We start from the raw sequence: 25,558 nt of genomic DNA, 5'->3' as shown, positions 1-25,558 counted from the left end.
ATAAAAATGGCAGTTCGTCAGATCCGCGTTATTGGGGATGAAATTTTAAATAAGAAATGTAAACCGGTGAAAGAGATGACCGACCGTACAAAAGAGCTGATCGAAGATATGTTCGAGACAATGTATGAGGCAAACGGTGTAGGTCTTGCAGCACCACAGGTAGGTGTTTTAAAAAGAATTGTAGTAATTGATGTAGAAGACGGATATCAGTATGTACTGATCAACCCGGAAATTATTGAGCAGGACGGGGAGCAGACCGGTTATGAAGGCTGCTTAAGCGTTCCTGGAAAAACAGGCGTTGTTACAAGACCAAACCATGTAGTAGTAAGAGCGTTAGATGAGAACATGGATGAGATCGAAGTAGAAGGCGAAGGCTTACTTGCAAGAGCCATCTGCCATGAATGTGCCCATTTAGACGGTCAGCTTTATACTGAACTGGTAGAGGGCGAACTGATGGATACAGAAACTGAAAGTGAAGAAACGATCACAGAAGAGTAAACGCCGATTTTGAAAGGACTGAGAAATATACATGCGTATTGTATTTATGGGAACGCCGGATTTTTCCGTTCCGGCATTAAAAGCATTAGTTGAAGCGGGGCATCAGGTAACAGCTGTTGTGACCCAGCCGGATAAGCCTAAGGGCAGAGGAAAAGATGTCCAGATGACTCCGGTTAAGATCCAGGCTTTAGAATATGGCATTCCGGTATACCAGCCTGTAAAGGTAAAAACACCGGAATTTGTAGAAGTATTAAAGAAAGAAGCACCAGATGCCATTGTTGTTATCGCTTTTGGTCAGATCTTATCCAAAGAGATCCTGGATCTGCCAAAATATGGCTGTGTAAACATCCATGCATCCTTACTTCCAAAATACCGTGGTGCAGCACCGATCCAGTGGGCTGTGATCGACGGCGAAAAAGAGACCGGTGTTACGACCATGATGATGGATGTTGGCCTGGATACAGGTGACATCTTAGAGACAAAGGTGATCCCCTTAGATCCAAAGGAAACAAGCGGCAGCTTATTTGAGAAGTTAAGTGAAGCAGGCGGTCCATTGATTCTGTCTACCCTTGAAAAACTGGAAAAGGGAACTATTACAAGAACTCCTCAGGGCGAGTCAGGCACCAGCTATGCAAAGATGCTTACAAAGACTTTAGGCGATATCAACTGGACCATGTCAGCCACAGCCATTGAGCGTCTGATCCGCGGCTTAAATCCATGGCCAAGTGCTTATACTTTTTATAATGGAAAGACTTTAAAAATCTGGGATGCGGATGTATTAGAGGAAGCAGTTCCTACAGATGCAGTTCCGGGACAGGTCCTTCAGGCTGACAAACATGGATTTACAGTCGCAGCAGGAGAGGGAATTTTAAAGATCAATGAACTTCAGTTAGAAGGAAAGAAACGTATGGCAGCAGATGCACTGCTGCGTGGCTTTACTATTACACCGGGAGAGATCCTGGGACACCAGGAGTAAAGATCCTGTTGTGGGAAACACAACCATTACTGTATGGAATAGAAAGAGAGTGATCTTATGTACGGCTACATGCCTATGTATTATTTTGACCCAACTTATGTCCTGATCATCATCGGTGTGCTCCTTTCTATGGGAGCATCTGCAAAGTTAAATGCTACCTATGGCCGTTATTCTTCCGTAGCCAGCCGCTGCGGCATGACCGGTGCCCAGGCAGCACAGCGGATTTTACAGTCCCAGGGAATTTATGATGTGACGGTGCGCCATGTATCAGGAAGACTGACGGACCATTATGACCCAAGAAGCAAGACCGTCAACCTGTCTGATACGGTTTATGGTTCTACCTCTATTGCAGCTATTGGTGTGGCAGCCCATGAGTGTGGCCATGCTATTCAGGATGCAAGAGATTATGTGCCCTTAAGACTGCGTGCAGCCTTAGTTCCGGTAGCTAATTTCGGTTCCCAGATCTCATGGCTCCTGATCATCCTTGGTATCGTATTAGGAGGAACCGGACTGATCAATCTTGGCATCCTTATGTTTTCACTGGCTGTTCTGTTCCAGATCGTTACACTGCCTGTAGAGTACAATGCTTCTCACAGAGCAGTAGCGCTCCTTGACTCCATCGGTATTTTAGAGGGCCGGGAAGTAGGACAGACCAGACAGGTATTAAATGCAGCGGCACTGACGTATGTTGCCGCAGCCGCAGCATCCCTGCTGCAGCTTTTAAGACTTATGCTCCTGTTTGGAAACAGACGCAGAAATGACTAGAAAGGGGAACATGATATGGCAAAAGCCATAGACAGAGGCCTGGAAAACCGGGAGATTGTACTGGGTGTCCTGACAGAGGTACTGGATAAGGGCAATTTCGTCCATCTGGTGTTAAATCAGGCTTTAAGCAAATACCAGTATCTGGAAAAACCAGACCGGGCATTTATCACCAGGGTGACAGAAGGAACTCTGGAATATCTGCTTCAGATCGACTATATCATAAACAGTTATTCAAAAACAAAAACAGAAAAAATGAAACCGCTCATCCGTAATATCCTGCGGATGAGCGTCTACCAGCTCCTTTACATGGACCGTGTACCAGACAGTGCTGTTTGCAATGAAGCAGTCAAACTGGCCATACACCACCATTTTCAGGGGCTGAAAGGCTTTGTAAACGGAGTTTTGCGTACCATTGCAAGAAATAAGGAAGATCTGGATCTTTCCAGTCCGTATTTACGTTACAGCCTTCCGCAGTGGATGTATTCCATGTGGGAAAAAGACTGGGGAAAGGAAAATGCAGAAAAGATTGCAGAATCTTTCTTAAAGGAACGCCCTGTATGGGTGCGCTGTAATTTTAATCTGGATTCCAAAGAAGAGATCCTGGCTTCCCTGAAGGCACAGCAGGCTACAGCAAAACCGGTAGAAGGTTTTGAGGCGATGCTTGCATTATCTGATTATGACTATTTAGAAAGCCTGGAAGCTTTTCAGAAAGGCTGGATCCAGGTGCAGGATATCAGCTCTGCTTTAGTAGGAGAACTGGCTGCGCCGAAAAAAGACAGCTATGTTATGGATGTATGTGCAGCTCCTGGTGGAAAAAGCCTTCATATAGCAGATAAATTACAGGGGACCGGCTGTGTGGAAGCAAGGGATCTTACATACCAGAAGGTGGCTCTTATTGAAGAAAATGCCAGCCGTATGGGGGCAGTCAATGTAAAGGCTGTTCAGTGGGATGCAACAGAATATGATCCTGCAAGTGAAAATAAAGCGGACCTTGTGATTGCGGATCTGCCCTGCTCCGGTCTGGGAATTATTGGAAGAAAGCCGGATATTAAATATCACACCACAGAAGAAAACTTAAAAGAACTGGCAAAGCTGCAAAGAGAGATCCTTTCTGTTGTATGGAAATACGTAAAACCAGGCGGCCGTCTGATCTACAGCACCTGTACCATCAATAAAGAGGAAAATGCAGAAAATGCCCGTTGGATCACAGAAAATCTTCCTTTTAAGCCGGAAGATCTGACAGAAGCCTTTCCATTAAAAGGAGAAGCATTTGCGGGCTTGAAAGAGAACACATATCCGGGAGCAGACCTTAAAAATGGTCAGATCCAGATCCTTCCAGGCATTTCTCCTTTTGAAGACTTTGACGGCTTTTTCATCAGTGTTTTCAAGCGTACATTATAAGGAGTATTGAAATATATGTTAGACCTGATCGATACAAAAGGTAAAAAAGATATAAAGTCCATGACACTGGAAGAAGTGACAGCAGAGATGACAGCCCTGGGAGAGAAATCTTTCAGGGCAAAGCAGCTTTATGACTGGCTTCATGTAAAGCTGGCAGAAAGCTTTGATGATATGAGCACACTGTCCAAGGACCTGCGTCAGAAACTGAAGGAAAATTACAGTCTTACCGCTTTACAGGTAGCAGGAGAGCGCATTTCAGCTATTGACGGTACCAGAAAATACCTGTTCCGATTAGAAGATGGCAATGTGATCGAAAGCGTGTGGATGCAGTATCACCACGGGAATTCTGTATGTATTTCTTCCCAGGTGGGCTGTCGTATGGGCTGCCGCTTCTGTGCATCTACTCTGGATGGCATGGAGCGAAATTTACGTCCTTCTGAGATGCTGGACCAGATCTACCGTATCCAGACCATTACAGGAGAGCGGGTGTCCAATATCGTAGTCATGGGTTCCGGAGAACCGATGGATAATTATGATAATGTAGTCCGCTTTATCCGCCTGATCTCAAATGAGAAGGGCTTAAATATCAGCCAGAGAAACTTAACGATCTCAACCTGTGGCATTGTTCCTGGAATTAAAAAATTTGCAGAGGAAGGCCTTCAGGTCACACTGGCACTGTCCTTACATGCCCCAAATGACGAAGTGCGAAAGACATTAATGCCCATCGCAAACAGTTTTAAATTAAAGGATGTACTGGAAGCCTGCCATTATTATTTTGAAAAAACAGGAAGAAGACTTACCTTTGAATACAGTCTTGTAAAAGGGGTAAATGACAACCTGGAAGAGGCCAAGGCTCTTACAGAGCTGATCAAAGACCAGCATGGTCATGTAAATCTGATCCCGGTCAATCCGATCAAGGAACGTGATTATGTTCAGTCTGACCGGAAGGCTATTGAGCAGTTTAAAAATTATCTGGAAAAACATGGCATTAACGCAACGGTGCGCAGGGAAATGGGCCGTGATATCGGCGGTGCCTGCGGCCAGTTAAGAAAGAGCTATCTGGAGGAAGGAGAGATCTGATATGGAAGCATATGCACTGACAGACACAGGAAGAGTCCGTTCCATGAATCAGGATTATATCTACGCTTCCCCTGAAAAAGTAGGCTCCCTGCCGGATCTTTTCCTGGTAGCAGATGGAATGGGCGGTCATAAGGCGGGGGATTATGCTTCCCGTTTCATGGTGGAAAACCTGGTGGTATACTTAACCCACCGTCATGACGGTCCCTGTGTTACCCAGATAAAAGAGGGGATAAAAACAGTCAATAAAGCCCTTTACGATATGTCTTTAGAGAGAGAAGAATTTCAGGGAATGGGATGCACCTTAGTGGCTGCTGTGATCGAAGACGGTGTTCTGTATGCAGCCAATGTAGGAGACAGCCGTTTATATCTGATCCATGACGGCTCTATCCGCCAGATCACCCGGGATCATTCTTATGTAGAAGAAATGGTGGCAATGGGAATGATGCAGAGAGGAAGCGCGGATTACAACCGGAAAAAGAACATTATTACCCGGGCAGCAGGCATCCGTCCTGATATTGTGCCTGATTTCTTTGAGGAAGAACTAGAACGGGGGGATTATATCCTTCTGTGTTCCGATGGACTGAGCAATATGGTAGACAACGATACCCTGTGTTCCATTATCCTTTCTGAAGGGTCTTTAAAAGAAAAAGCGCAGCGTCTCATCGCTGAGGCCAATGAAAGAGGGGGAACAGATAACATAGCAGTTGTACTGGTAAAACCTGAGGAAGGAGGGATGGGATCATGTTAAATCCTGGAACCTATCTTCAGGACCGTTATGAGATATTGGGACGGATCGGTTCCGGTGGTATGTCTGTGGTTTATAAGGCAAAATGTCATACCTTAGACCGCCTGGTGGCCATTAAAGTGTTAAAAGAAGAGTTTGCCTCTGATGAAAATTTTGTCAGTAAATTTAAAATGGAAGCACAGGCAGCAGCCAGGCTGTCCCATCCCAATATTGTTAATGTTTATGATGTAGTGGACGAAGGTGACCTTCATTATATCGTCATGGAGCTGATCGAGGGTATTACCTTAAAGAACTATATCGAAAAGAAAGGTTTTCTTGAAAATAAAGAGGCCATTGGTATTGCCATCCAGGTGGCACAGGGAATTGCCGCTGCACATGAGCAGCATATCATCCATCGTGATATCAAGCCTCAGAATATGATCATTTCAAAAGATGGAACGGTCAAGGTAGCAGACTTTGGCATTGCAAGGGCTGTATCCAGCCAGACGATGAATGCGACAGCGGTAGGTTCTGTCCATTATATTTCGCCGGAGCAGGCAAGAGGCGGATACTGTGATGAGCGAAGTGATATTTATTCCTTTGGCATCACTCTTTATGAAATGGTCACCGGCAGAGTACCATTTGAAGGAGACAATACAGTTGCTGTTGCTCTTGCTCACTTAGAGGAGGCAGTTACACCTCCTTCCCGGTTAAATCCAATGGTAAGCCGCGGTTTAGAGGAGATCATTTTAAAATGTACCCAGAAAAAGCCGGATAGACGTTATCCTTCTATTGGGGATGTGATCACAGATCTTCGTCATGTAATGGTAGATCCGGATTATGATATTTATGGATCCGGACTGGAGACAGATGAGGAAAATGATCCGTCCATAACCCGGCCTATTTCCAGGGAAGAACTGGCACAGATCCAGGGACGGCGCAGAAGCCGCGTGGAAGAAGCAGCAGTGCAGGAAGTGGAACCGGAAGAAGATGAAACAGAAGAACCTGAGGATTTTTCGGATGAAGATGAATATGAGGAAAAATCTCAGCCAGAACAGCCTACGCACAAAAAGAGAACTGTAAAGAAAAAGGAAAAAGATGTAAGTACCCAGTTTGAACGGATCATTATGGTCATGGGAATTGTGGCGGCTATTTTAGTGGCAGTTGTGGTCATTTTTGTATTTTCCAGACTGACCGGGCTTTTCTGGTCCAAGACAGATCAGAACAAGGAAACAGAAGTGGTCACCAGCGAAGAACCAACAGAAAGTATCAATGTTTCCCTGGCAGATGACCAGACTTATATGCCAAATGTCCTGGGACTTCCAAAGGATATGGCAGAAGCAAAATTAAAAGAATACAACCTGGTGATGAGTGTGGAAGCAGAAGATTATTCTGATAATTACAAACCGGACCAGGTAATGCGCCAGGATGTTGCAGAAGGCGAAGTGGTTGAGAAGTGGAGCACCGTAGGCGTGACCATCAGCAAGGGCAGCGACAAGGTAGATCTTACATCTTTGGGATTGGAACAGCTTTCCGGTGAAGATGCCCAGAAGCTTCTTATAGAGAAAGAATTAAAAGTAACCTTAAAAGAAGAGTCAAATGATGGCGTTGATACAGGAAAGGTCATCCGCTACAGCCCGGAACAGGCCAAAGTGGGTGATACAGTAGAACTGGTAGTCAGCACAGGTCCAAAAACAGCCCAGGGCCAGGTGCCAAGATTATTAGGCAAAGATGAAGTAACTGCAGATGCCCTTTTAAAGGCAGCTGGCTTAAAAACAGGTACTGTGACCTATGATTATGATGCAGGAAAGCCGGAAGGTACAGTTCTGACCCAGTCTGCCCTTCCTGGAACAGTTCTTGAGCCTTCTTCCACGGTTGATTATGTGATCAATAAAATGGAAGAAGAGGGAAGCACCCAGGCACAGGCAGAAGAGAACCATTATTACATTGGTTCCATTGATACCACCTGCTCTTTAAGCAATTATATCGGACCTGCTTCCCAGACAAGCAGTGTAAAAATTTCTATCCGGTTAAAGCAGAAGGACGCAAGCGGGGCAGAAGTTTATACCCCTCTGATCAGTCCGAGACTGGTGGTAGGTTCCCAGGACATTCCTATTGTATTCCCAAGGATCCGTGGGGCATATGGTGTGGAAAATGGTACTGTAGAAGTGGTAGATGTAGAGAAGGATGCAGTGATCGCCTCTTATCCGGTCTCTTTCTTCCCGGTAGGTTAGGGTAATGTCCTCTCAGAGTTTTTCATGCACCTGCTTTTGCGGCCGATTTTCCGCCAGTCGCACTCGAATTTCATCAACGTACGCACCGCGTACGCCTCAGAAATTTGGGCACAACTGACAAAAAATCTTCTCACAAAATCAGACACAGAAAGACTCCGAGAGAACATTTAAGGTAAAAATTGCGAGGAGAAAGATAATGACAGGAAAGATAATCAAGGGAATTGCAGGATTTTATTACGTAAATAACGGTGAAAATAAAGTATACCAGTGCAAGGCAAAAGGTGTATTCAGAAACCGTAAGATCAAACCTCTGGTAGGGGATGATGTGGAGTTTTCCGTGCTGGATGAAGAGACAATGGAAGGAAATATTGATGAGATCCTTCCAAGAAAGAATGAGCTGATCCGTCCGGCAGCAGCCAATGTAGATCAGGCATTAGTCCTGTTTGCGCTGACCCATCCGGCACCGAACTTAAATTTACTGGACCGGTTTCTGGTCATGATGTCTATGGAAGATATCCCGGTAAAACTGTGTTTTAATAAGCAGGATCTGGGAGATGAGGCACTGATGGACCAGTACCGCAGTATTTATGAGGCTGCAGGTTATCCTGTATATTTTATCAGTGCCAGGGAAGAAACCGGTATTGAGCAGGTGAGAAGCCTTCTTCGCGGAAAGACCACTGTATTAGCAGGTCCTTCGGGCGTGGGAAAATCTTCTCTTACCAACCGGATCCAGCCGGAAGCGGATATGGAAACAGGAGATATCAGCCGCAAGATCGAGCGTGGAAAACATACCACCCGCCATTCACAGCTGTTTTTTGTGGAAAAAGATACTTATATGATGGACACACCGGGCTTCAGCTCCATGTTCACACCGGATATAGAGGCAAATGAGTTAAAGGATTATTTTCCGGAATTTGCCCAGTATGAAGATGACTGCAAGTTTTTAGGCTGTGTCCACATAGGAGAAAAAGTATGCGGCGTAAAAGACGCAGTGGCAGAGGGAAAGATCAGCAAAAGCCGCTATGACAATTACCGCCTGATGTATGAAGAACTGAAACAGAAAAGGAGATATTAACAATGGAGTACAAAGTAGCACCGTCATTACTGGCGGCAGATTTTACCAGACTGGGAGAACAGGTCCATGAAATCGAAGAAGCAGGAGCACCTTATCTGCACCTGGATGTAATGGATGGAGCCTTTGTCCCAAGTATTTCTTTTGGAATGCCTGTCCTTAAAAGCTTAAGAAAAGTTACCAATATGACTTTTGATGTTCATATGATGGTGGAAGAGCCGGGACGCTATGTAGAAGATATTAAAAAAGCAGGCGCAGACATCATTACTGTACACGCAGAAGCATGTACCCATTTGGACCGCGTTGTAAACCAGATCAAAGAAGCAGGCTGCAAGGCAGGCGTTGCTTTAAATCCTGCAACTCCTGTATCTGTTCTGGAATGTATCTTAGGACAGGTGGATATGGTTTTGATCATGACTGTAAACCCAGGTTTTGGCGGCCAGAAATTTATCCCATATACATTGGAAAAAGTAAAACAGGTACGTGCTATGTGTGATGCAAAAGGCCTTAATACCGATATCCAGGTAGATGGCGGCGTCAGCGCAGCTAACGTAAGAGAGGTACTGGAAGCAGGTGCCAATGTATTTGTAGCAGGTTCTGCTGTATTTGGTTCTGAACCGGCAGCAAGAGTAAAAGAATTTAATGAGATCTTTAAGGAATACGAGAAATGAAACGTTGTCTGATCTTAACCGGCGGGAAGCTTTCCCTTGCTTTCGCCGGTTCTTTTTTAAAAGAGCATAAATTTGAAAAGGTAGTGGCCGTAGACGGTGGTCTGGAGGCTGCAAAAGAGCTGGATATCATCCCGGATGTGATCGTAGGGGATTTTGATACGGTCCACCCGGAGATACTGGCCTATTACCGGAAAATGGAACACATCGTATGGGAAGTACATCAGCCGGAAAAGGATGATACAGACACAGAACTTGCCATTAAGCGGGCTCTTGCCATGAACTGCAGCCATATTACGTTATTAGGAGCTACAGGAGGAAGGTTAGATCATATGGTCGGAAATATCCATCTGCTGTTTCCGTGCCTGCAAAAAGGTACTTATGCAGAGATCGTAGACTCCCAGAACCGTCTGTATCTGATCGACGGGGAGCATACCTTCCGAAAGGGAGAGACCTGGGGAAAGTATATCTCTTTCCTGCCCCTTACAGAAGAAGTAAAGGGGATCACGTTAAGAGGCTTTAAATATCCATTAACGGACCGGGATATCTCCATAGGCACCAGCCTCTGCATCAGCAATGAACTGGTGGAAGAGGAGGGGACGATCACTTTTTCAGATGGTGTATTGATCACCGTGGAGTCTCATGACTGATAAGCTGTTGTAAACTGGACTGGTTTAAAATATACAAACTGGATATTTAACCCCATCCAGCAAAGTGCTAGTATACCTTCTAATGAAATGACCGGATAAATTTTTAACAGAAAACCGGTCTGAGGAGGAAAGTTATGAATACAGCACAGGCAGTACAGGAAAAACCAGAGGCAAAGAGCAATAAAGTTTATAAGATCGCTCTTACCGGACTTTTTGCGGCATTATCTTATGTCGTATTTACATTTTTACAGTTTAAGATCTATCTTCCAGGCGGAGATGCAACTTCCATCCATCTGGGAAATGCAGTCTGCGTTTTAGGCGCATTGCTTTTAGGCGGTTTTTACGGTGGTTTAGGCGGCGCCATTGGTATGACCATCGGCGATCTTTTTGATCCTAAGTATGTGTTTTATGCACCAAAGACCTTTGTCTTAAAGCTTTGCATCGGTCTGATCACCGGTCTGGTAGCACATCACATCGGACATATCAACGAAACAAAAGACAGCAGGAAAGTATTAAAATTTGCGATTGCTGCAGCAGTCAGCGGCCTGTTATTTAATGTGATCTTTGATCCGTTAGTAGGTTATTACTACAAATTATGGATCATGGGAAAACCTGCAGCAGAGTTGACACTTGCATGGAATGTAGCAGCAACTTCTATTAACGCAGTTACATCTACCATTGCATCTGTTGTGATCTATATGCCGGTAAGAACGGCTCTGATCCGTTCCGGATTGTTTGAAAAATTAAAATAAATATATCCTGGTGATACTGGGATATATAAGATCCAGGAGTATACAATGACACAATACCACCAGAAAAAAATCGCAATGATCAATGATCTTTCAGGTTACGGCCGCTGTTCTATTACAGCGGCTCTGCCTGTTTTAGCGGCACTGAAGATCCAGTGCTGTCCGGTACCTACCTCTGTGCTGTCCAATCACACAGGTTTTCCGGTTTATTTCTTTGATGATTATACGGATAAAATGGAACCTTATGTTGAAAAATGGAAAGAACTGGGATTATCTTTTGACGGCATTGTCTCCGGCTTTTTAGGCTCTGAACGTCAGATCCAGATCGTCAAAAACATGATCACGGAATTTAAGGGACCGGAAACAAAGGTGATCGTAGACCCGATCATGGGAGATCACGGGGAAGCCTATGCTACCTATACAGAAGCCATGTGCCGGAAAATGAAGGAACTGGCAGAAATGGCAGATGTTTTAACGCCAAATCTTACAGAAGCCTGTATTTTAACAGACCGTCCTTATAAAAAAGAAGGCTGGACCCGGAAAGAGATAGAAGAACTTGCGAAAGAACTTCTTGCTATGGGACCTTGTGGTGTTGTGATCACCGGTATGAGAGAAGGACAGTATCTGGTCAATGCAGTGGCTGAAAAAGGAAAAGCAATGACTTACATCCGCCGTAAAAAGATCGGTACAGAACGTCCTGGCACAGGGGATGTATTTTCTTCTGTTGTGGCAGGTGTGTGCGTCAGGGGCGGAAGCCTGACAGAAGGGGTTGCCCTTGCAGCAGACTTTGTAAAGGATTGTATCCGCCGTTCCGAGGAACTTCAGATCCCTGTTGAAAATGGAGTCTGTTTTGAAGAACTGATGGGGCAGCTGGTGCGTTATAAGGGAAAATAGAGCTTTTCAATGCTTTTAAACGTAAAAAAGGTCTTTTCAATCGTGACAAAATGTTATATACTCAATAACAGTTGGCGAAGAATGGAATATATTCCATATAAACGATCGCTATATAATAAGGAAATGAAGATCCAGGAGGAGCATCATGTTAGATTTAAAGTTTGTCAGAGAAAATCCAGACATCGTAAAGCAGAACATTAAGAATAAATTCCAGGACAGCAAGCTGCCGCTGGTAGATGAGGTTATTGCATTAGATGCAGAGAACCGCACCACCCAGAAGGAAGCAGATGATTTAAGAGCAAGCAGAAACAAATTGTCCAAGCAGATCGGTGCTCTTATGGGACAGGGCAAGAAGGAAGAAGCCGAAGAAGTTAAGAAGCAGGTTAGCGCTAACTCTGCAAGACTGACTGAATTAGAAGCAAAAGAAGCAGAACTTTCCGAGAAGATCTTAAAGATCATGATGACCATTCCTAACATCATCGATTCAAGCGTACCGATCGGTAAAGATGACAGCCAGAACGTAGAAATTGAGCGTTTCGGTGAGCCTGTAGTACCTGATTTTGAGATCCCATATCATACAGATATTATGGAAAGCTTCAACGGTATCGACTTAGATGCAGCAAGAAGAGTAGCAGGAAACGGTTTCTACTACTTAATGGGCGATATCGCAAGACTGCACTCCGCAGTGATCGCATATGCAAGAGATTTCATGATCAACCGTGGATTTACTTACTGCGTACCTCCTTTCATGATCCGCAGCAACGTAGTAACCGGCGTTATGAGCTTTGCTGAAATGGACGCTATGATGTACAAGATCGAAGGAGAGGACCTGTATCTGATCGGTACCAGCGAGCACTCCATGATCGGTAAGTTTATCGATACCATTACTCCGGAAACACAGCTGCCTCTGACACTGACCAGCTATTCTCCATGCTTCCGTAAGGAGAAAGGTGCTCACGGAATTGAGGAAAGAGGTGTATACCGTATCCATCAGTTTGAGAAGCAGGAAATGATCGTTGTCTGCAAGCCGGAAGAAAGCCCAATGTGGTATGACAAGCTGTGGCAGAACACGGTAGATCTGTTCCGTTCCATGGATATCCCGGTAAGAACCTTAGAGTGCTGCTCCGGTGACTTAGCTGACTTAAAGGTTAAGTCCTGCGACGTAGAAGCGTGGTCTCCAAGACAGAAGAAGTACTTTGAAGTAGGTAGCTGCTCCAACTTAGGTGATGCTCAGGCACGCCGCTTAAAGATCCGTGTTCAGGGTGAAGATGGTTCCAAGTATTTGGCTCACACCTTAAACAACACCGTAGTTGCTCCTCCACGTATGCTGATCGCATTCTTAGAGAACAACCTGCAGGCTGACGGTTCTGTACGTATCCCAGAGGTATTAAGACCTTACATGGGCGGTATGGAAGCTATGGTTCCAAAGAAGAATAAATAATAAGATGACATTACAAGTATATCCCCTGCATTTACAGGGGATATACTTATAAATACAGAAAGGTGTATGTTCAATGATCAAGTTTAATCACTTTAATTTTAATGTATTGGATCTTAATAAGAGCCTTGCTTTTTATAAAGAAGCATTAGGGTTAGAACCGGTAAGGGAAAAGGACGCTTCTGACGGCTCTTTTAAGCTGGTTTATTTAGGAGATGGAGTTTCCGACTTTACACTGGAACTGACCTGGTTAAAAGACCGTACAGAGCCTTATAACCTGGGTGAATGCGAGTTCCACCTGGCTTTTCATGTAGATGACTACGAAGGCATCCACAAAAAGCATGAAGAAATGGGCTGCATCTGCTACGAAAATCCGGCTATGGGCATTTATTTCATCACAGACCCGGACGGATACTGGATCGAGATCGTGCCAGAGCATAAATAAGGAAATGAAATAAGAGAGAAGATATGTAAAAAAGACCAGACGTTTTATCCTGATAAAAGGGATAAAACGTCTGGTCTTTTTTGTATAATAAAACAGAGTCACGCGCGTCAACGGCTGGGTGACATAAAAAATCCCCCACCGACAGGTGGGGGCAATTATATACCTTATTTGAAATCGCTGTACTTTTCTTCACAGTACTGGCAGCGGTATGTCTCTGTCTTCTCATCGCTGAGATAGAAGATATGAGGCAGTTCCTGCTCAATAGAGGTAATGCAGCGAGGATTTTTGCAGTGGATCACATTGGTGATCTTCTTAGGAAGCTTTAATGCTTTCTTTTCTGCAATGTGGTCATCCTTGATGATATTAACAGTGATAGTATGATCAATGTATCCTAAGATATCCAGATCAACCTTATCCAGTCCGCCTTCGATCTTGATGATGTCCTTGCGGCCCATTTTATTGCTTCGTGCATTCTTGATGATAGCTACCTGACAGTCTAATTTGTCAAGACCTAAGTGGTAGTAGATATCAAGGCTCTTTCCAGCCTCAATATGGTCAAGTACGATTCCTTCTTTTAATCCGCTGATATTTAACATGGCTTTTCTACCTCCAGTAATGTCATGATCAGAGCCATACGAACGTATACGCCGTACTGTGCCTGTCTGAAGTAAGCAGCTCTCGGGTCGTCATCTACTTCTACAGAGATCTCGTTTACTCTTGGAAGTGGATGGAGAACAAACATATCATCCTTTGCCATTGCCATTCTCTTCTTATCTAAGATATAGCAGTCTTTTAAGCGGATGTAATCTTCTTCGTTGAAGAAACGCTCTTTCTGTACACGGGTCATGTACAGGATATCCAGAGTACCGATGGAATCATCCAGGCTTCCGATCTCTTCAAATGGAATGTTGTTAGCGATCAGAACGTCCTCACGGATGCTGTCAGGGATACGAAGTTCAGGCGGGGAGATGAGAACAAATTTTACACCCGGATAACGTACCATAGCGTTGATCAGGGAGTGAACAGTACGGCCAAACTTTAAGTCGCCGCACAGGCCAATGGTTAAGTTGTCCAGACGACCCTTTAAGGAACGGATGGTCATAAGGTCGGTCAGAGTCTGTGTTGGATGCTGATGTCCGCCGTCACCTGCGTTGATAACAGGAATACGTGCCTTCTGTGCAGCTACATAAGCAGCACCTTCTTTTGGATGACGCATAGCGCAGATATCTGCATAGCAGGAAATCATGCGAATGGTATCAGCAACGCTTTCGCCCTTTGATGCAGAACTGGAATTAGCAGATGAAAAACCTAAAACATTACCGCCAAGGTTTAACATAGCAGCTTCAAAGCTTAAACGTGTACGGGTACTTGGCTCATAAAATAATGTAGCCAGTTTCTTGCCGTCGCAGACATGGGCATATTTTGGAAGGTTGCTTTCAATGTCCCTTGCCAGCGCCAGAAGATCATCAATCTCCTCCACAGAGAAGTCTAAGGGATTCAATAAGTGTCTCATGTGATTCTCCTTTGCCTTTTATATTCAATTACATGATTTTGGGAAATACTTCAGCACTGAACCAGTGCGACAGCTGATCTTAGCCAGAATGGCACTGATTTTGTGCCTCGACATATTCTTACACAAAACTCCTAGGAAGTCAAGCACAATTATGGAAAAATGTAAAATTTTATGAAATTGTCCCTGCGCATATGGTGCAGTACCCGGGCAATTACAGAGTAAGAAATATTTAAGGAACTTTCAAGGAAAAACAGAGAGCCTGAACGGGGATACTATGGTATAATGTGATGAGCAAAGGAGAAAAACAAGCGGCTGCGAAGGTTCCGCCTGCTGCCGCAGAAAGGAGTCTTTTCTTTCGTGAACACAGAACCCCCAAAAGAGCCGTCTGCGGTCATCCGCGTAAAAGACCTCTATAAGATATACCGCGTAGGCGAAACCAAAGTCCGGGCATTAAACGGAGTCAGTTTTGAGATCCCAAAAGGTGAATTTGTAGCTATCGTAGGAACCTCAGGTTCCGGTAAATCTACCCTTTTAAATATGCTTGCAGGACTGGAAAAGCCCACCAAAGGTGAGATCCTTATTGGAAATGTACATATAGAAAAATTGACAGAGAAACAGCTGGTAGCTTTCAGGCGGGAGAAGGTAGGTTTTATCTTTCAGTCCTACAACCTTTTAAATACCATGAATGCCATAGAAAATGTGGCACTTCCCCTGGCATTTCGAGGTGTCCCAAAGAAAGAACGGCTGAAAAAAGCAAGAGAGTACATGGAATTAGTAGGAGTAGACAAACAGGAAAAGCATATGCCAAACCAGATGTCCGGTGGACAGCAGCAGAGAGTGGGGATTGCCAGAGCCTTAGTGGTAAAGCCTCAGATCATCTTTGCGGACGAGCCTACAGGAAACCTGGACTCAAAAACAACCATGGAAGTATTGCAGTTGATGCAAAAAATTGTAAGGGAGCAAAATCAGACCCTTGTTATGGTCACACATGACAATAACCTGGCTTCCTATGCGGACCGCCGGATACGGATCGTAGACGGCAAGATCGTAAATATAGAAGTGGGTCAGAGGAGAGAGTGAGAATGAGAAACAGTGTATGGAAAAAAATGGCGCTTTTAGCCTTTATATGGGTATTTGCTGCCGCCAGCTGCCTGAGTGCCTATGCCGGTGATTTTAAGCTGGGGTATAACACCAATGCCAGCAGCAATGATTACATATTCACCACAAAGGCACCAAAGGGAAATATTGGTAAATCCATGAGCATCCCTTTCCGCATCCGTGCTACAGATGAGGATATGAACAACCTGCGTGTCAGTCTTCTTGAGACCAGTGATTTCCAGCAGATCGAAAGCAGCGGAGAAAATGATTATACCATTGACTATTATCCGTTTGAGATCATGGAGACTACATTTACTGCCAAACATGTGGGAAATATTAAGGCAGGAAATGTAAAAAGTGTTTCCCTTTCTGCCAGAGTACGCCGTGACGCAGGACAGGGCTATTACAGCATTCCCATCCAGTTGGAGTGGGATGGCGGTTCCGATGTAGATTACATTAATATCTGGATCTCCACCAGTGCTTCTTCCTCAGCAGATGATGAAGAAGACAAAAAAGAGGGAAATTATTTTGTAGTAGGCGAAAACCAGTCTACTCCAAGAGGTGTTTATCCCAATGTCCTTGATTTTGATGTAAATTTCCGCAACAAGCGTGAAACTACCGCCCAGGATATCACTATATCCATGGGCTTATCGGAAGATAATACCAAGTTCCCCTTTGAAATCAACGATGGCAACTATGACCGCACCTACGACCGGATCCAGCCGGGAGAAAGCGTTTCTGCCCACTACAGCATGGCTATCCGAAAAGACTCTTATACCGGGTATTATCCTATTAAATTTACCATTACTTTCCGCTTAAGTTCTGAAGGTGATCTTCACACAGAAGAAAATACATTTTTCGTCCATGTGGTATCCAAGGACAAAGAAGATGATCTCCGTGACTTTGATGCCAATGACCGTACCAAAGCCCGTGTGATCGTAGACAGCTACCGCACAGAACCGGCGGATGTGTATGCAGGAGAAGAATTCGACCTTATTTTAAGCATGAAAAATGCCTCCTCTGCAGTACCTGCCAGCAATATTTTATTTAATCTGGAGTCAGAAAAGGTTTCTGACAGCGCTGTATTTACCACAGAAAGCGGAACTGCTTCCAAAGTAGTCAATTCCCTGGCACCAGGAGAAAGTACAGAGGTCCGGGCCCGTTTTACAGCCAAAGCAGGTGTTGACCAGCGTTCCTATGGCATTACAGTAAAAGAAAAATATGACAGCCCGGAATTTAAGAACGCAGAAGAGAGCATTATCGTGGATATCCCGGTAAAGCAGTATGCAAGACTGAGCACCAGCAATATGGATGTAATGCCTGACTCCATGACCGTAGGTTCTGAGTCCAATGTTATGTTCGGCATTAACAATACAGGAAAAGTAGTCCTTTATAATGTGACTGTCAATTTTGAAGCTGACTCCATTAAACCGACCGATTATTATGTAGGAAATATCAAACCAGGTGAAACAGGAAATGTAGATACCATGCTTTCCGGTATCGCCGCAACGGCAGATGATGGTACAGTCCATGTGATCATCAACTATGAAGATGAAAATGGACAGCCTGCAGAGCCGGTGGAAAAAGAGCTGACTCTTCTGGTAGAGGAAGAGGTCCAGGAAGACTGGAATATGGATGTGCCGGAAGATATGGATGTTTCCGGACAGCCTGCTTCCGGGGCAAACAATAAGCTTCTTTTAGCGGGAGGCGGTGTGGCTTTTGTGGCTGTCATTGCAGCAATCGTATTTGCAGTGAAGTTCATCAAAAAGCGCAAAGAAGCAAAACAGCAAAAGGATGATGAAAATGAGATTTCCTGATCTTCTGATGATGAGCGTCAATAACCTGCGCAGACGAAAATTAAGGACATTTCTTACAGTTTTAGGTGTTATTATAGGAACGGCTTCGATCGTAGTCATGGTTTCCCTGGGAATTGGTTTAAATGAGATGACCATGGAACAGATCGCTTCCTGGGGCAGTCTGACTACCGTAGAGGTGTATGCAAATGATAATGGAAACTCTGTAAGGATCCTGGGAGGTTCCGGCTCTTCATCCTCATCTAAAAGCAGTGAGCCATCTTATATTACGGATGATGTGATTGATGAGTTTTCCAGGATCCCCTATGTAACAGGTGTATCTCCGGTCCTGGAAATGAATGTGCTGATGCGCCAGGGGGCTTATGAGGCTCAGTATATCAGCCTTACCGGTGTCAGCCAGTCCTATTTAAAGCAGCTGAATTTAGGAGAAGGCCGTATCCCGGCACCCGGTGAAATGGGAATGGTCTTTGGAAATGGTGTTCTCCAGCGTTTTACCAACGCGAAAACAGGAAAAGGCTACTGGGATACGGGAGAACTGCCGGATGTGGATCTTATGGGAAAGCCGATCTTTGTGGTTTTTGATATGGATGCTTATTATCAAAGCCAGGGAGGCGGCACGGGAGATGATGGAAACAGTGTGAAACCGCCGAAGAAATATATGATCCCTGTAACAGGACTGATCGCAGGCGGCATCGATGACTGGAATAATTATTCCTGGTCTGTATATACAGATATTGACGGCTTAAAAGAACAGCTGAAAAAGGCTTTTAAAAAGGGAACCGTGATCCCGGGACAGCCTACGAATAAAAAAGGAAAGCCATTAAATTATATTGTATACAACAGTGCAGAAGTCTTTGCAGATGATATGGAACATGTGGCCCAGGTGCAGAAGATCCTGGCAGATAAGGGCTATCAGGTCAACAGCCAGATGGACTGGCTGGAAAGCTCCAGACAGCAGTCCAATATGGTACAGGCAGTTCTTGGGGGCATTGGAGCTGTGTCTCTGTTTGTAGCAGCTATCGGTATTGCAAACACCATGATGATGTCCATTTATGAGAGGACCAAAGAGATCGGTGTTATGAAGGTTTTAGGCTGTGATATGGGAAATATCCGCAGTATGTTTTTGATCGAGTCCGGTTTCATCGGTTTTATGGGCGGCGTGCTGGGAGCACTGTTAAGCTATGGTGTGTCCATTATCGTCAACCGTTTTGTAAGCATGTCTGATATGATGGGGATGAGCGGAAATTTATCCAGGATCCCTTTATGGCTGGCATTTGCAGCTATAGGCTTTGCTATTTTTGTGGGAATGGCAGCCGGTTTCATGCCTGCTATGCGTGCTATGAAATTAAGCCCCTTAGCTGCGATCCGCAATGAATAAATTATAAGAAAAACTAATAAGTAAAACTTCTAAAAAGCACTTGCATTATTAGTAAAAACCATATATATTAAAAACAGTTAGAAAGCACAGCGTGTGACTGGCGGAAAGTGGATCAACCACAGGGAGCACGCAGGAAGTGAGAGCCGTCCGCCTGGGCACGAAATAGTTTATTCGTGTGCAGGTGGGCGGTTTTTTGAATGCTATAGCTGATCTGTTTCCTGCTTTGGCGGGAATACATACACCTTACACCTTATAGAAATCAGGAGGATCATACCATGTATATGAAAAATCTGGAACAGGAATTAAAAGAGAATGCATACCCGGGCCGTGGAATTGTCATTGGCGAAAGCAGGGACGGCAAGACAGCAGTTACCGCTTATTTTATCATGGGACGCAGCTCCAACAGCCGCAACCGTGTATTTGTAGAAGATGGAAACGGGATCCGCACCCAGGCATTTGATCCTGCAAAGTTAGAGGATCCAAGCCTGATCATCTACGCTCCGGTGCGTGTACTGGGAAATAAGACCATTGTTACAAACGGTGACCAGACGGATACCATTTATGAGGGAATGGATCATCAGCTTACCTTTGAGCAGTCCCTGCGCAGCCGTGAATTTGAACCGGATGCACCAAACTACACACCACGTATTTCCGGCGTTCTCCATGTGGAAAATCAGAAATACAGCTATGCCATGTCCATTTTAAAGAGCAACCAGGGAAATCCTGACTCCTGCCTGCGTTTTACCTTCGCATATGAGAATCCGGTTCCTGGAATGGGCCATTTCATCCATACTTATATGCACGACGGCAATCCCCTTCCAAGTTTTGAAGGTGAGCCAAAGCCTGTAGAGATCGAGGGCAATATTGATGAATTTACAGATAAGGTATGGAACAGTTTAAACGAGGACAATAAGGTATCTCTGTTTGTCCGTTTTATTGATATTGAAACCGGAAAATGGGAGTCCCGTATTGTAAACAAGAATAAGTAAAGCTCAATACAGATCAGTAGATTTAGAAAGAACCTGCAAAAAAGACTTTGAAAATACATTTGGTATAAAAAGGAGAATTTCACATGAAAGAACTGGAATTAAAATACGGATGCAATCCAAATCAGAAACCTGCAAAGATCTTCATGAATGACAATAAAGACCTGCCAGTCACCGTTTTAAGCGGCCGCCCAGGCTATATCAACTTCTTAGACGCATTAAACGGCTGGCAGCTGGTAAAAGAATTAAAAGAAGCAACCGGACTTGCGGCAGCAACTTCTTTTAAACATGTATCACCTGCAGGTGCAGCAGTAGGTCTGCCACTTGACGATGTTTTACGCAAGATCTACTGGGTAGACGATCAGGGAGAACTTTCCCCGCTGGCAAGTGCCTATGCAAGAGCCAGAGGAGCAGACCGTATGTCTTCTTTTGGAGATTTTATCTCATTATCGGATGTGTGTGACGTTGCTACTGCAAAGCTGATCAAGCGTGAGGTTTCCGATGGCGTGATCGCTCCCGGATATGAACCGGAAGCACTGGAGATCTTAAAATCCAAGAAGAATGGCAACTACAATGTGATCCAGATCGATCCTGACTATGTACCGGAAGAATTAGAGCGTAAGCAGGTATTTGGTGTTGTATTTGAGCAGGGCCATAATAATTTAAAGATCGACAAAGAAATGCTTAAAAATATTGTTACAGAAAATAAGGATCTGACCGAAGAAGCAGCTATGGATCTGGTGATTTCTCTGATCACTTTAAAATACACCCAGTCCAACTCCGTATGCTTTGTAAAGGGTGGACAGGCTATTGGTATCGGTGCAGGACAGCAGTCCAGAGTACATTGTACCAGACTGGCAGGCAGCAAGGCAGATAACTGGTATTTACGTCAGAACCCAAAGGTATTAAACCTGCCATTTATTGACGGCATCCGCAGAGCAGACCGTGACAATGCCATTGACTTATACATTGGTGAAGATTATATGGATGTTCTGGCTGACGGAAGATGGGAGAAGATCTTTAAGGAAAAACCGGAAGTATTTACAAGAGAAGAAAAGAGAGCATGGTTAGACGGCCTTACAGACGTAGCTTTAGGTTCTGATGCCTTCTTCCCATTTGGAGATAACATTGACAGAGCACATAAAAGCGGTGTAAAATATGTGGCACAGCCAGGCGGCTCCGTAAGAGATGATCAGGTTATTGATACCTGCAACCAGTACGGCATGGTAATGGCATTTACCGGTATCCGTCTGTTCCATCACTAGAAACTGCTTTGATCAGGATGATCAGAAACTGACCACAGGCAGAAATACCCCTGGCTGAGATCAAGGGGGACGAATACTTATGATGAAAGATCTTACCAGAGAGCATCCGGATAAAATTTTATGGCGCTTTCTGCTGCCTATGTTAGTCAGCGTAATGTTTCAGCAGATCTATAATATTGCGGACAGCTGTATTGCCGGCCGCTTTGCAGGAGAGGACGCCCTGGCTGCAGTCGGGGCGTCTTATCCCATTACAGTTATATTTATGGCGTTTGCCGTAGGGACCAACCTGGGAGCCTCTGTTGTGGTTTCCAGGCTTTTTGGCGCTAAGGATATGGCAAGGATGAAATCCGCGGTAAGTACGGCTTTTGTTGCCTGCGCTTTTATGAGCTTTTTCCTCACACTCATCGGCTATTTCTTCTGCGGCAGTATGATGAGGGCTGTCCACACACCGGAAAATATCTTTGCAGACGGACAGTTATACTTAAAGATTTATGTTTACGGCATCACATTTTTACTTCTGTATAATGTATGTACCGGTATTTTCACAGCATTGGGAGACTCAAAAACACCCCTGTATTTCCTGATCGGTTCATCTGTGGGAAATATCATCCTGGATTATTATTTTGTAGCCTGTGTAGGACTGGGGGTAGCAGGTGTTGCCTGGGCTACTTTTATTGCCCAGGGTATTTCTGCTATTTTAGCACTTACATTTCTGGCAATGCGCCTGAAAAAGATAAACTGTGAGGGAACTTTTCAGTGGCTGGACCTTGTACTGTTAGCCCAGATCGCTGCCATTGCCATTCCAAGCATTATGCAGCAAAGCGTTTTATCCATTGGAAATATGTTTGTCCAGGAGATCGTAAACCGCTATGGTTCCGCGGTGATCGCAGGTTATTCCGGTGCTATCAAGTTAAATACTTTTGCTATCAATTCATTTATGGCTCTTGGAAGCTGTCTTTCCAGCTATACGGCCCAGAACCTGGGAGCAGGAAAGAAAGAACGGCTGCCTTTGGGATTTCGTACCGGTATCCGTTTATCAGTAATTGCTTCCCTTCCTTTTATAGTCCTTTATTTCTTTGCCAGCAGACAGATGATGGGGCTGTTTTTAAATGACTCCAGTATCGATGCCATCAATGCAGGACAGAAATTTTTACATATTGTAAGTCCTATGTATTTTATGATATCTATTAAGTTAATGACAGACGGCATTATCCGCGGGGCAGGGGCCATGCATTATTTTGTAATGGCTACAGTACCGGATCTGATCCTGCGTATCCTGGTAGCATTGCTTTTGACACAGTATTTTGGAAGTACAGGCATCTGGATGGCATGGCCTTTTGGATGGATCGCAGCAACGGTCCTGACGATCATTTTCTACAGACGCATTATCACAGGCAAGTATGTGATACGCCTGTAGCAGCTTTGCCATATAGTACCCGGTTGTAATAGGATTGGACAGATCCGTTCAGATTGATTCTTGAAAGTGGTTACAAACTGTGTTAAAATTTTTAATAGTATGCAAAAAAGTATGCGAGAAATGATATCCCAGATAAGTGGCGATACAGGAAGAGAAGGATAGACGCCGGTGGCAGAAGAGACAAGAAATTCAGAGAATACAACTGCAGAGAGTACAACCACAAAAGAAGAAACCGTAAAAAAAGAAAATATCATCTGGAAACTATGTAAATATATGATAAAAGGCACAGGCTATCTGTGTCTTTTTCTTGTTCCCTGTTTATCTTATTATCTATTTGAGTATGTAACGGGAAATCTGGAAAATATTTCCATTTTTATGGCGGCTTTGAATATATGCTGGGCTTATGTATTGTACCTTGTACTTACCGGTATTACAGGAACCACAAGGATATCTGTGCCGGTCGTGTCCATTGCTCTGCTGATCCTTTCTTTTGCGGAAACCTTTGTAGTAGATTTTCGTGACCGGCCGATCATGATCTGGGATGTGCTGGCAGTTCGCACTGCCATGACTGTGTCGGGAAATTATGAATTTGATGTTACAAAGCAGATGATACAGGCAGCCAAAGCTGTGATCGGAGCCAATATGATCCTCTGGTTCTTCCCGGTCCACGTAAAAGGCCTCAAAAAACGGCTGGTCTTTGGCGGCACCTGTATAGGAACAGCAGCAGCTTTTGTATTTGGCTTCTTTCACAGTGTAGTTCCTGCCCATCAGATGGGGATCAATATGTGGGCGGTCAACGACACCTATGACTCCTGCGGTTATATTTTATCTACGGCTATGTCCCTTCAGTATGTGGTGAAAAAACCTCCTGTAGAATACAGCCATGGAAAACTGGAAGCCATTTATAAAGAATTAACGGAGAAAGAAGAGCAGGAAAAGGAAACAAAGGCCGAAGGCACACAGAAAACGGGAGCCGGGGAAGAGACGGTGCAGCCTGTAAATCTGATCTGTATTATGAATGAAAGCCTTTCTGACCTGCGGGTGGTTGGAGATTTTTCCACAAACCAGGAATATTTTCCTTTTATCAACAGCCTGACAGAAAATACAGTAAAGGGCAGTCTTTGTATGCCTGTGTTTGGTTCTATGACCAGCAATTCTGAATTCGAGTTTTTAACGGGGGATTCTGTTGCTATGCTTCCGTCTAACTCCATTGCTTATCAGTTTAATGTAAAACCAGATGCATGGACTATGGTAAGTACAGTGAAGGATCAGGGATACCGTACAGTAGCCATGCATCCATATCCGGGAGAAAACTGGAACAGAAATACCTGTTATACCAATATGGGATTTGATGAGTTTTTAGATGGTGATTATTATGAGGGCAGCGAACAGCTGCGTTACTATACCAGTGACCAGGCAGATTTTGAAAAGCTGATCCAGGTAGTAGAAGAGAAAAAGGATCCACAGGAAAAACTGTTCTTATTTAATGTTACCATGCAAAATCACGGTGGTTATGAGGGAACGTTTGATGAGTTTGACCAGACAGTATGGCTGACGGGAGATATGGAAGGGAAGTATCCAAAAGCAGATCAGTATCTGTCTCTAGTAAAGCGTTCCGATGATGCATTTGCCTATTTACTGGATTATTTCAGTCACAGCGATGAACCGACTATGATTGTTATGTTCGGTGATCACCAGCCAAGTGTGGAAGATGAGTTCTTTGATGAAGTATACGGCACGCCAAGTTATGAGGTGCCGGTAAAAGACAGGTTGATGTGGTATGAGACTCCATTTATTATCTGGACCAATTATGAACAGCCGTCTGAAGATATGGGAAAGCTGGGGGCAGTGTATCTGTCTTCTTATGTATTAAAACTGGCAGGTCTTGATATGACACCCTATAACCGTTTTCTGTTAGAATTGTCTGAGACTTATCCGGTCCTTCATTTCCTGGGATTTTATGATAATGAGGGAAATTATCAGTCCTGGGCAGAAACAGAGAATGAGGAAAATCCTCATAGAAAACAGGTTTTAGACTACGAGGCCATGGCTTATAACCACAGCATAGACAGCCGCAAATACGAGCCTTTGTTTACATTAGGAGAAGAAAATAACGCAGCTGAAGAATGAGATAGATGAGATACGTATGGGATCCAGGCTGTTCATGACAATTTTTACATTGACAGTGAGATCATGTTCCAAAAACCGGATCTTATGGACAACCTGTGGCTTGGAAGCAACCGCTTTGGACTGGTGTTCATTGAAAATGTAAGACCAGGTGAATATGATGCGATCCTTATGGATATCCAGATGCCTCATATGAACGGTTATGAAGCTACAAAAGCGATCCGCAGGAGTAAAATCTGCTGGGACGTACCATACCGATCATTGCAATGATTGCCAATGCTTTCTCCGATGATGTGCAGAACAGTCTTGCAGCCGGTATGAATGCCCATGTGTCAAAGCCTATTTGGACCAGATGAGGATGAATAG

23 protein-coding genes, 1 pseudogene and 1 riboswitch are annotated in these 25,558 nt (G+C 44.4%); of the genes and pseudogenes, 22 read left to right on the top strand and 2 right to left on the bottom strand.

What is annotated here, in order from left to right:
* Nucleotides 1–6 precede the first annotated feature (6 nt).
* The 14 genes from def (at nt 7) to DW251_RS04095 (ending at nt 13,594) form a co-directional block, all read left to right on the top strand.
* The gene (def, locus tag DW251_RS04165) at nt 7–498 is read left to right on the top strand and encodes a peptide deformylase (RefSeq protein WP_118300335.1); all 492 of its coding nucleotides are present in this window, start codon (nt 7–9) and stop codon (nt 496–498) included.
* 31 nt (nt 499–529) lie between these two features.
* On the top strand, nt 530–1,474 hold the full coding sequence (fmt, locus tag DW251_RS04160) for a methionyl-tRNA formyltransferase (protein ID WP_118300334.1): 945 nt from the start codon (nt 530–532) through the stop codon (nt 1,472–1,474).
* A 57-nt stretch (nt 1,475–1,531) separates the two neighbouring features.
* The gene (locus tag DW251_RS04155) at nt 1,532–2,239 is read left to right on the top strand and encodes a zinc metallopeptidase (protein ID WP_021870705.1); all 708 of its coding nucleotides are present in this window, start codon (nt 1,532–1,534) and stop codon (nt 2,237–2,239) included.
* A 15-nt stretch (nt 2,240–2,254) separates the two neighbouring features.
* Entirely contained in the window at nt 2,255–3,640 is a 1,386-nt protein-coding gene (gene rsmB / locus DW251_RS04150; protein WP_118300333.1) for a 16S rRNA (cytosine(967)-C(5))-methyltransferase RsmB, read from the top strand.
* A gap of 15 nt (nt 3,641–3,655) precedes the next feature.
* The gene (rlmN, locus tag DW251_RS04145) at nt 3,656–4,720 is read left to right on the top strand and encodes a 23S rRNA (adenine(2503)-C(2))-methyltransferase RlmN (RefSeq protein WP_021870703.1); all 1,065 of its coding nucleotides are present in this window, start codon (nt 3,656–3,658) and stop codon (nt 4,718–4,720) included.
* Between the two features lies 1 nt (nt 4,721).
* Nucleotides 4,722–5,468 carry a Stp1/IreP family PP2C-type Ser/Thr phosphatase gene (locus tag DW251_RS04140; RefSeq protein ID WP_021870702.1) on the top strand — a complete coding sequence of 249 codons (747 nt, stop codon included), beginning with the start codon at nt 4,722–4,724 and terminating at the stop codon, nt 5,466–5,468.
* Nucleotides 5,462–7,678, top strand: coding sequence for a Stk1 family PASTA domain-containing Ser/Thr kinase (pknB, locus tag DW251_RS04135; RefSeq protein ID WP_118300332.1), 2,217 nt, complete (start codon nt 5,462–5,464; stop codon nt 7,676–7,678). The genes DW251_RS04140 and pknB overlap by 7 nt, the downstream gene beginning before the upstream one ends.
* 196 nt (nt 7,679–7,874) lie before the next feature.
* Nucleotides 7,875–8,753: a ribosome small subunit-dependent GTPase A gene (gene rsgA, locus DW251_RS04125; protein WP_021870700.1), complete on the top strand. Its 879-nt coding sequence runs from the start codon at nt 7,875–7,877 to the stop codon at nt 8,751–8,753.
* Nucleotides 8,754–8,755: 2 nt separating this feature from the next.
* On the top strand, nt 8,756–9,421 hold the full coding sequence (rpe, locus tag DW251_RS04120) for a ribulose-phosphate 3-epimerase (protein WP_118300331.1): 666 nt from the start codon (nt 8,756–8,758) through the stop codon (nt 9,419–9,421).
* The gene (locus DW251_RS04115; protein ID WP_118300330.1) at nt 9,418–10,068 is read left to right on the top strand and encodes a thiamine diphosphokinase; all 651 of its coding nucleotides are present in this window, start codon (nt 9,418–9,420) and stop codon (nt 10,066–10,068) included. The genes rpe and DW251_RS04115 overlap by 4 nt, the downstream gene beginning before the upstream one ends.
* A gap of 134 nt (nt 10,069–10,202) precedes the next feature.
* Nucleotides 10,203–10,820: an ECF transporter S component gene (locus DW251_RS04110; RefSeq protein ID WP_118300329.1), complete on the top strand. Its 618-nt coding sequence runs from the start codon at nt 10,203–10,205 to the stop codon at nt 10,818–10,820.
* A gap of 45 nt (nt 10,821–10,865) precedes the next feature.
* Nucleotides 10,866–11,711: a pyridoxamine kinase gene (locus DW251_RS04105; protein ID WP_021870696.1), complete on the top strand. Its 846-nt coding sequence runs from the start codon at nt 10,866–10,868 to the stop codon at nt 11,709–11,711.
* Between the two features lie 145 nt (nt 11,712–11,856).
* The gene (serS, locus tag DW251_RS04100) at nt 11,857–13,152 is read left to right on the top strand and encodes a serine--tRNA ligase (RefSeq protein WP_118300328.1); all 1,296 of its coding nucleotides are present in this window, start codon (nt 11,857–11,859) and stop codon (nt 13,150–13,152) included.
* Nucleotides 13,153–13,225: 73 nt separating this feature from the next.
* Nucleotides 13,226–13,594, top strand: coding sequence for a VOC family protein (locus DW251_RS04095; RefSeq protein ID WP_021870694.1), 369 nt, complete (start codon nt 13,226–13,228; stop codon nt 13,592–13,594).
* A 164-nt stretch (nt 13,595–13,758) separates the two neighbouring features.
* Here DW251_RS04095 and DW251_RS04090 read toward each other — a convergent pair whose 3' ends face one another.
* Both DW251_RS04090 and pyrB read right to left on the bottom strand, forming a co-directional pair.
* A complete protein-coding gene (locus DW251_RS04090) occupies nt 13,759–14,190 on the bottom strand; it encodes an aspartate carbamoyltransferase regulatory subunit (RefSeq protein WP_021870693.1) in 432 nt (143 codons plus the stop codon).
* Nucleotides 14,184–15,107, bottom strand: coding sequence for an aspartate carbamoyltransferase (pyrB, locus tag DW251_RS04085; RefSeq protein ID WP_021870692.1), 924 nt, complete (start codon nt 15,105–15,107; stop codon nt 14,184–14,186). The genes DW251_RS04090 and pyrB overlap by 7 nt, the downstream gene beginning before the upstream one ends.
* 357 nt (nt 15,108–15,464) lie before the next feature.
* On the opposite strand from pyrB, the gene DW251_RS04080 reads away from it, so the two are divergent.
* The 8 genes and pseudogenes from DW251_RS04080 to DW251_RS04045 form a co-directional block, all read left to right on the top strand.
* Nucleotides 15,465–16,187, top strand: a complete 723-nt coding sequence (locus tag DW251_RS04080) for an ABC transporter ATP-binding protein (protein ID WP_021870691.1) — start codon at nt 15,465–15,467, stop codon at nt 16,185–16,187.
* Nucleotides 16,188–16,189: 2 nt separating this feature from the next.
* Nucleotides 16,190–18,022, top strand: coding sequence for a CARDB domain-containing protein (locus DW251_RS04075; RefSeq protein WP_118300326.1), 1,833 nt, complete (start codon nt 16,190–16,192; stop codon nt 18,020–18,022).
* Complete coding sequence (locus DW251_RS04070) at nt 18,009–19,397, top strand: ABC transporter permease (protein WP_118300325.1); 1,389 nt, start codon at nt 18,009–18,011, stop codon at nt 19,395–19,397. The genes DW251_RS04075 and DW251_RS04070 overlap by 14 nt, the downstream gene beginning before the upstream one ends.
* An 83-nt stretch (nt 19,398–19,480) precedes the next feature.
* A riboswitch (ZMP/ZTP riboswitch) is annotated at nt 19,481–19,561 on the top strand.
* Nucleotides 19,562–19,672: 111 nt separating this feature from the next.
* On the top strand, nt 19,673–20,386 hold the full coding sequence (locus tag DW251_RS04065; RefSeq protein WP_021870688.1) for an IMP cyclohydrolase: 714 nt from the start codon (nt 19,673–19,675) through the stop codon (nt 20,384–20,386).
* 83 nt (nt 20,387–20,469) lie between these two features.
* Entirely contained in the window at nt 20,470–21,648 is a 1,179-nt protein-coding gene (locus DW251_RS04060; RefSeq protein WP_021870687.1) for a phosphoribosylaminoimidazolecarboxamide formyltransferase, read from the top strand.
* 79 nt (nt 21,649–21,727) lie between these two features.
* Nucleotides 21,728–23,065, top strand: a complete 1,338-nt coding sequence (locus DW251_RS04055) for an MATE family efflux transporter (RefSeq protein WP_021870686.1) — start codon at nt 21,728–21,730, stop codon at nt 23,063–23,065.
* Nucleotides 23,066–23,233: 168 nt separating this feature from the next.
* Nucleotides 23,234–25,195: an LTA synthase family protein gene (locus DW251_RS04050; RefSeq protein WP_347474617.1), complete on the top strand. Its 1,962-nt coding sequence runs from the start codon at nt 23,234–23,236 to the stop codon at nt 25,193–25,195.
* 147 nt (nt 25,196–25,342) lie between these two features.
* A pseudogene (locus DW251_RS04045) lies at nt 25,343–25,548 on the top strand (response regulator); the annotation flags it as partial.
* Between the last annotated feature and the right edge of the window lie 10 nt (nt 25,549–25,558).

Origin of the sequence: Clostridium sp. AM22-11AC (assembly GCF_003473545.1) — a bacterium.
In the GTDB taxonomy this organism is placed as follows: Bacteria; Bacillota; Clostridia; order Lachnospirales; family Lachnospiraceae; genus Enterocloster.
Note: the sequence above shows the minus strand (reverse complement) of the source record. Positions and strands in the feature narration are given on the sequence as shown.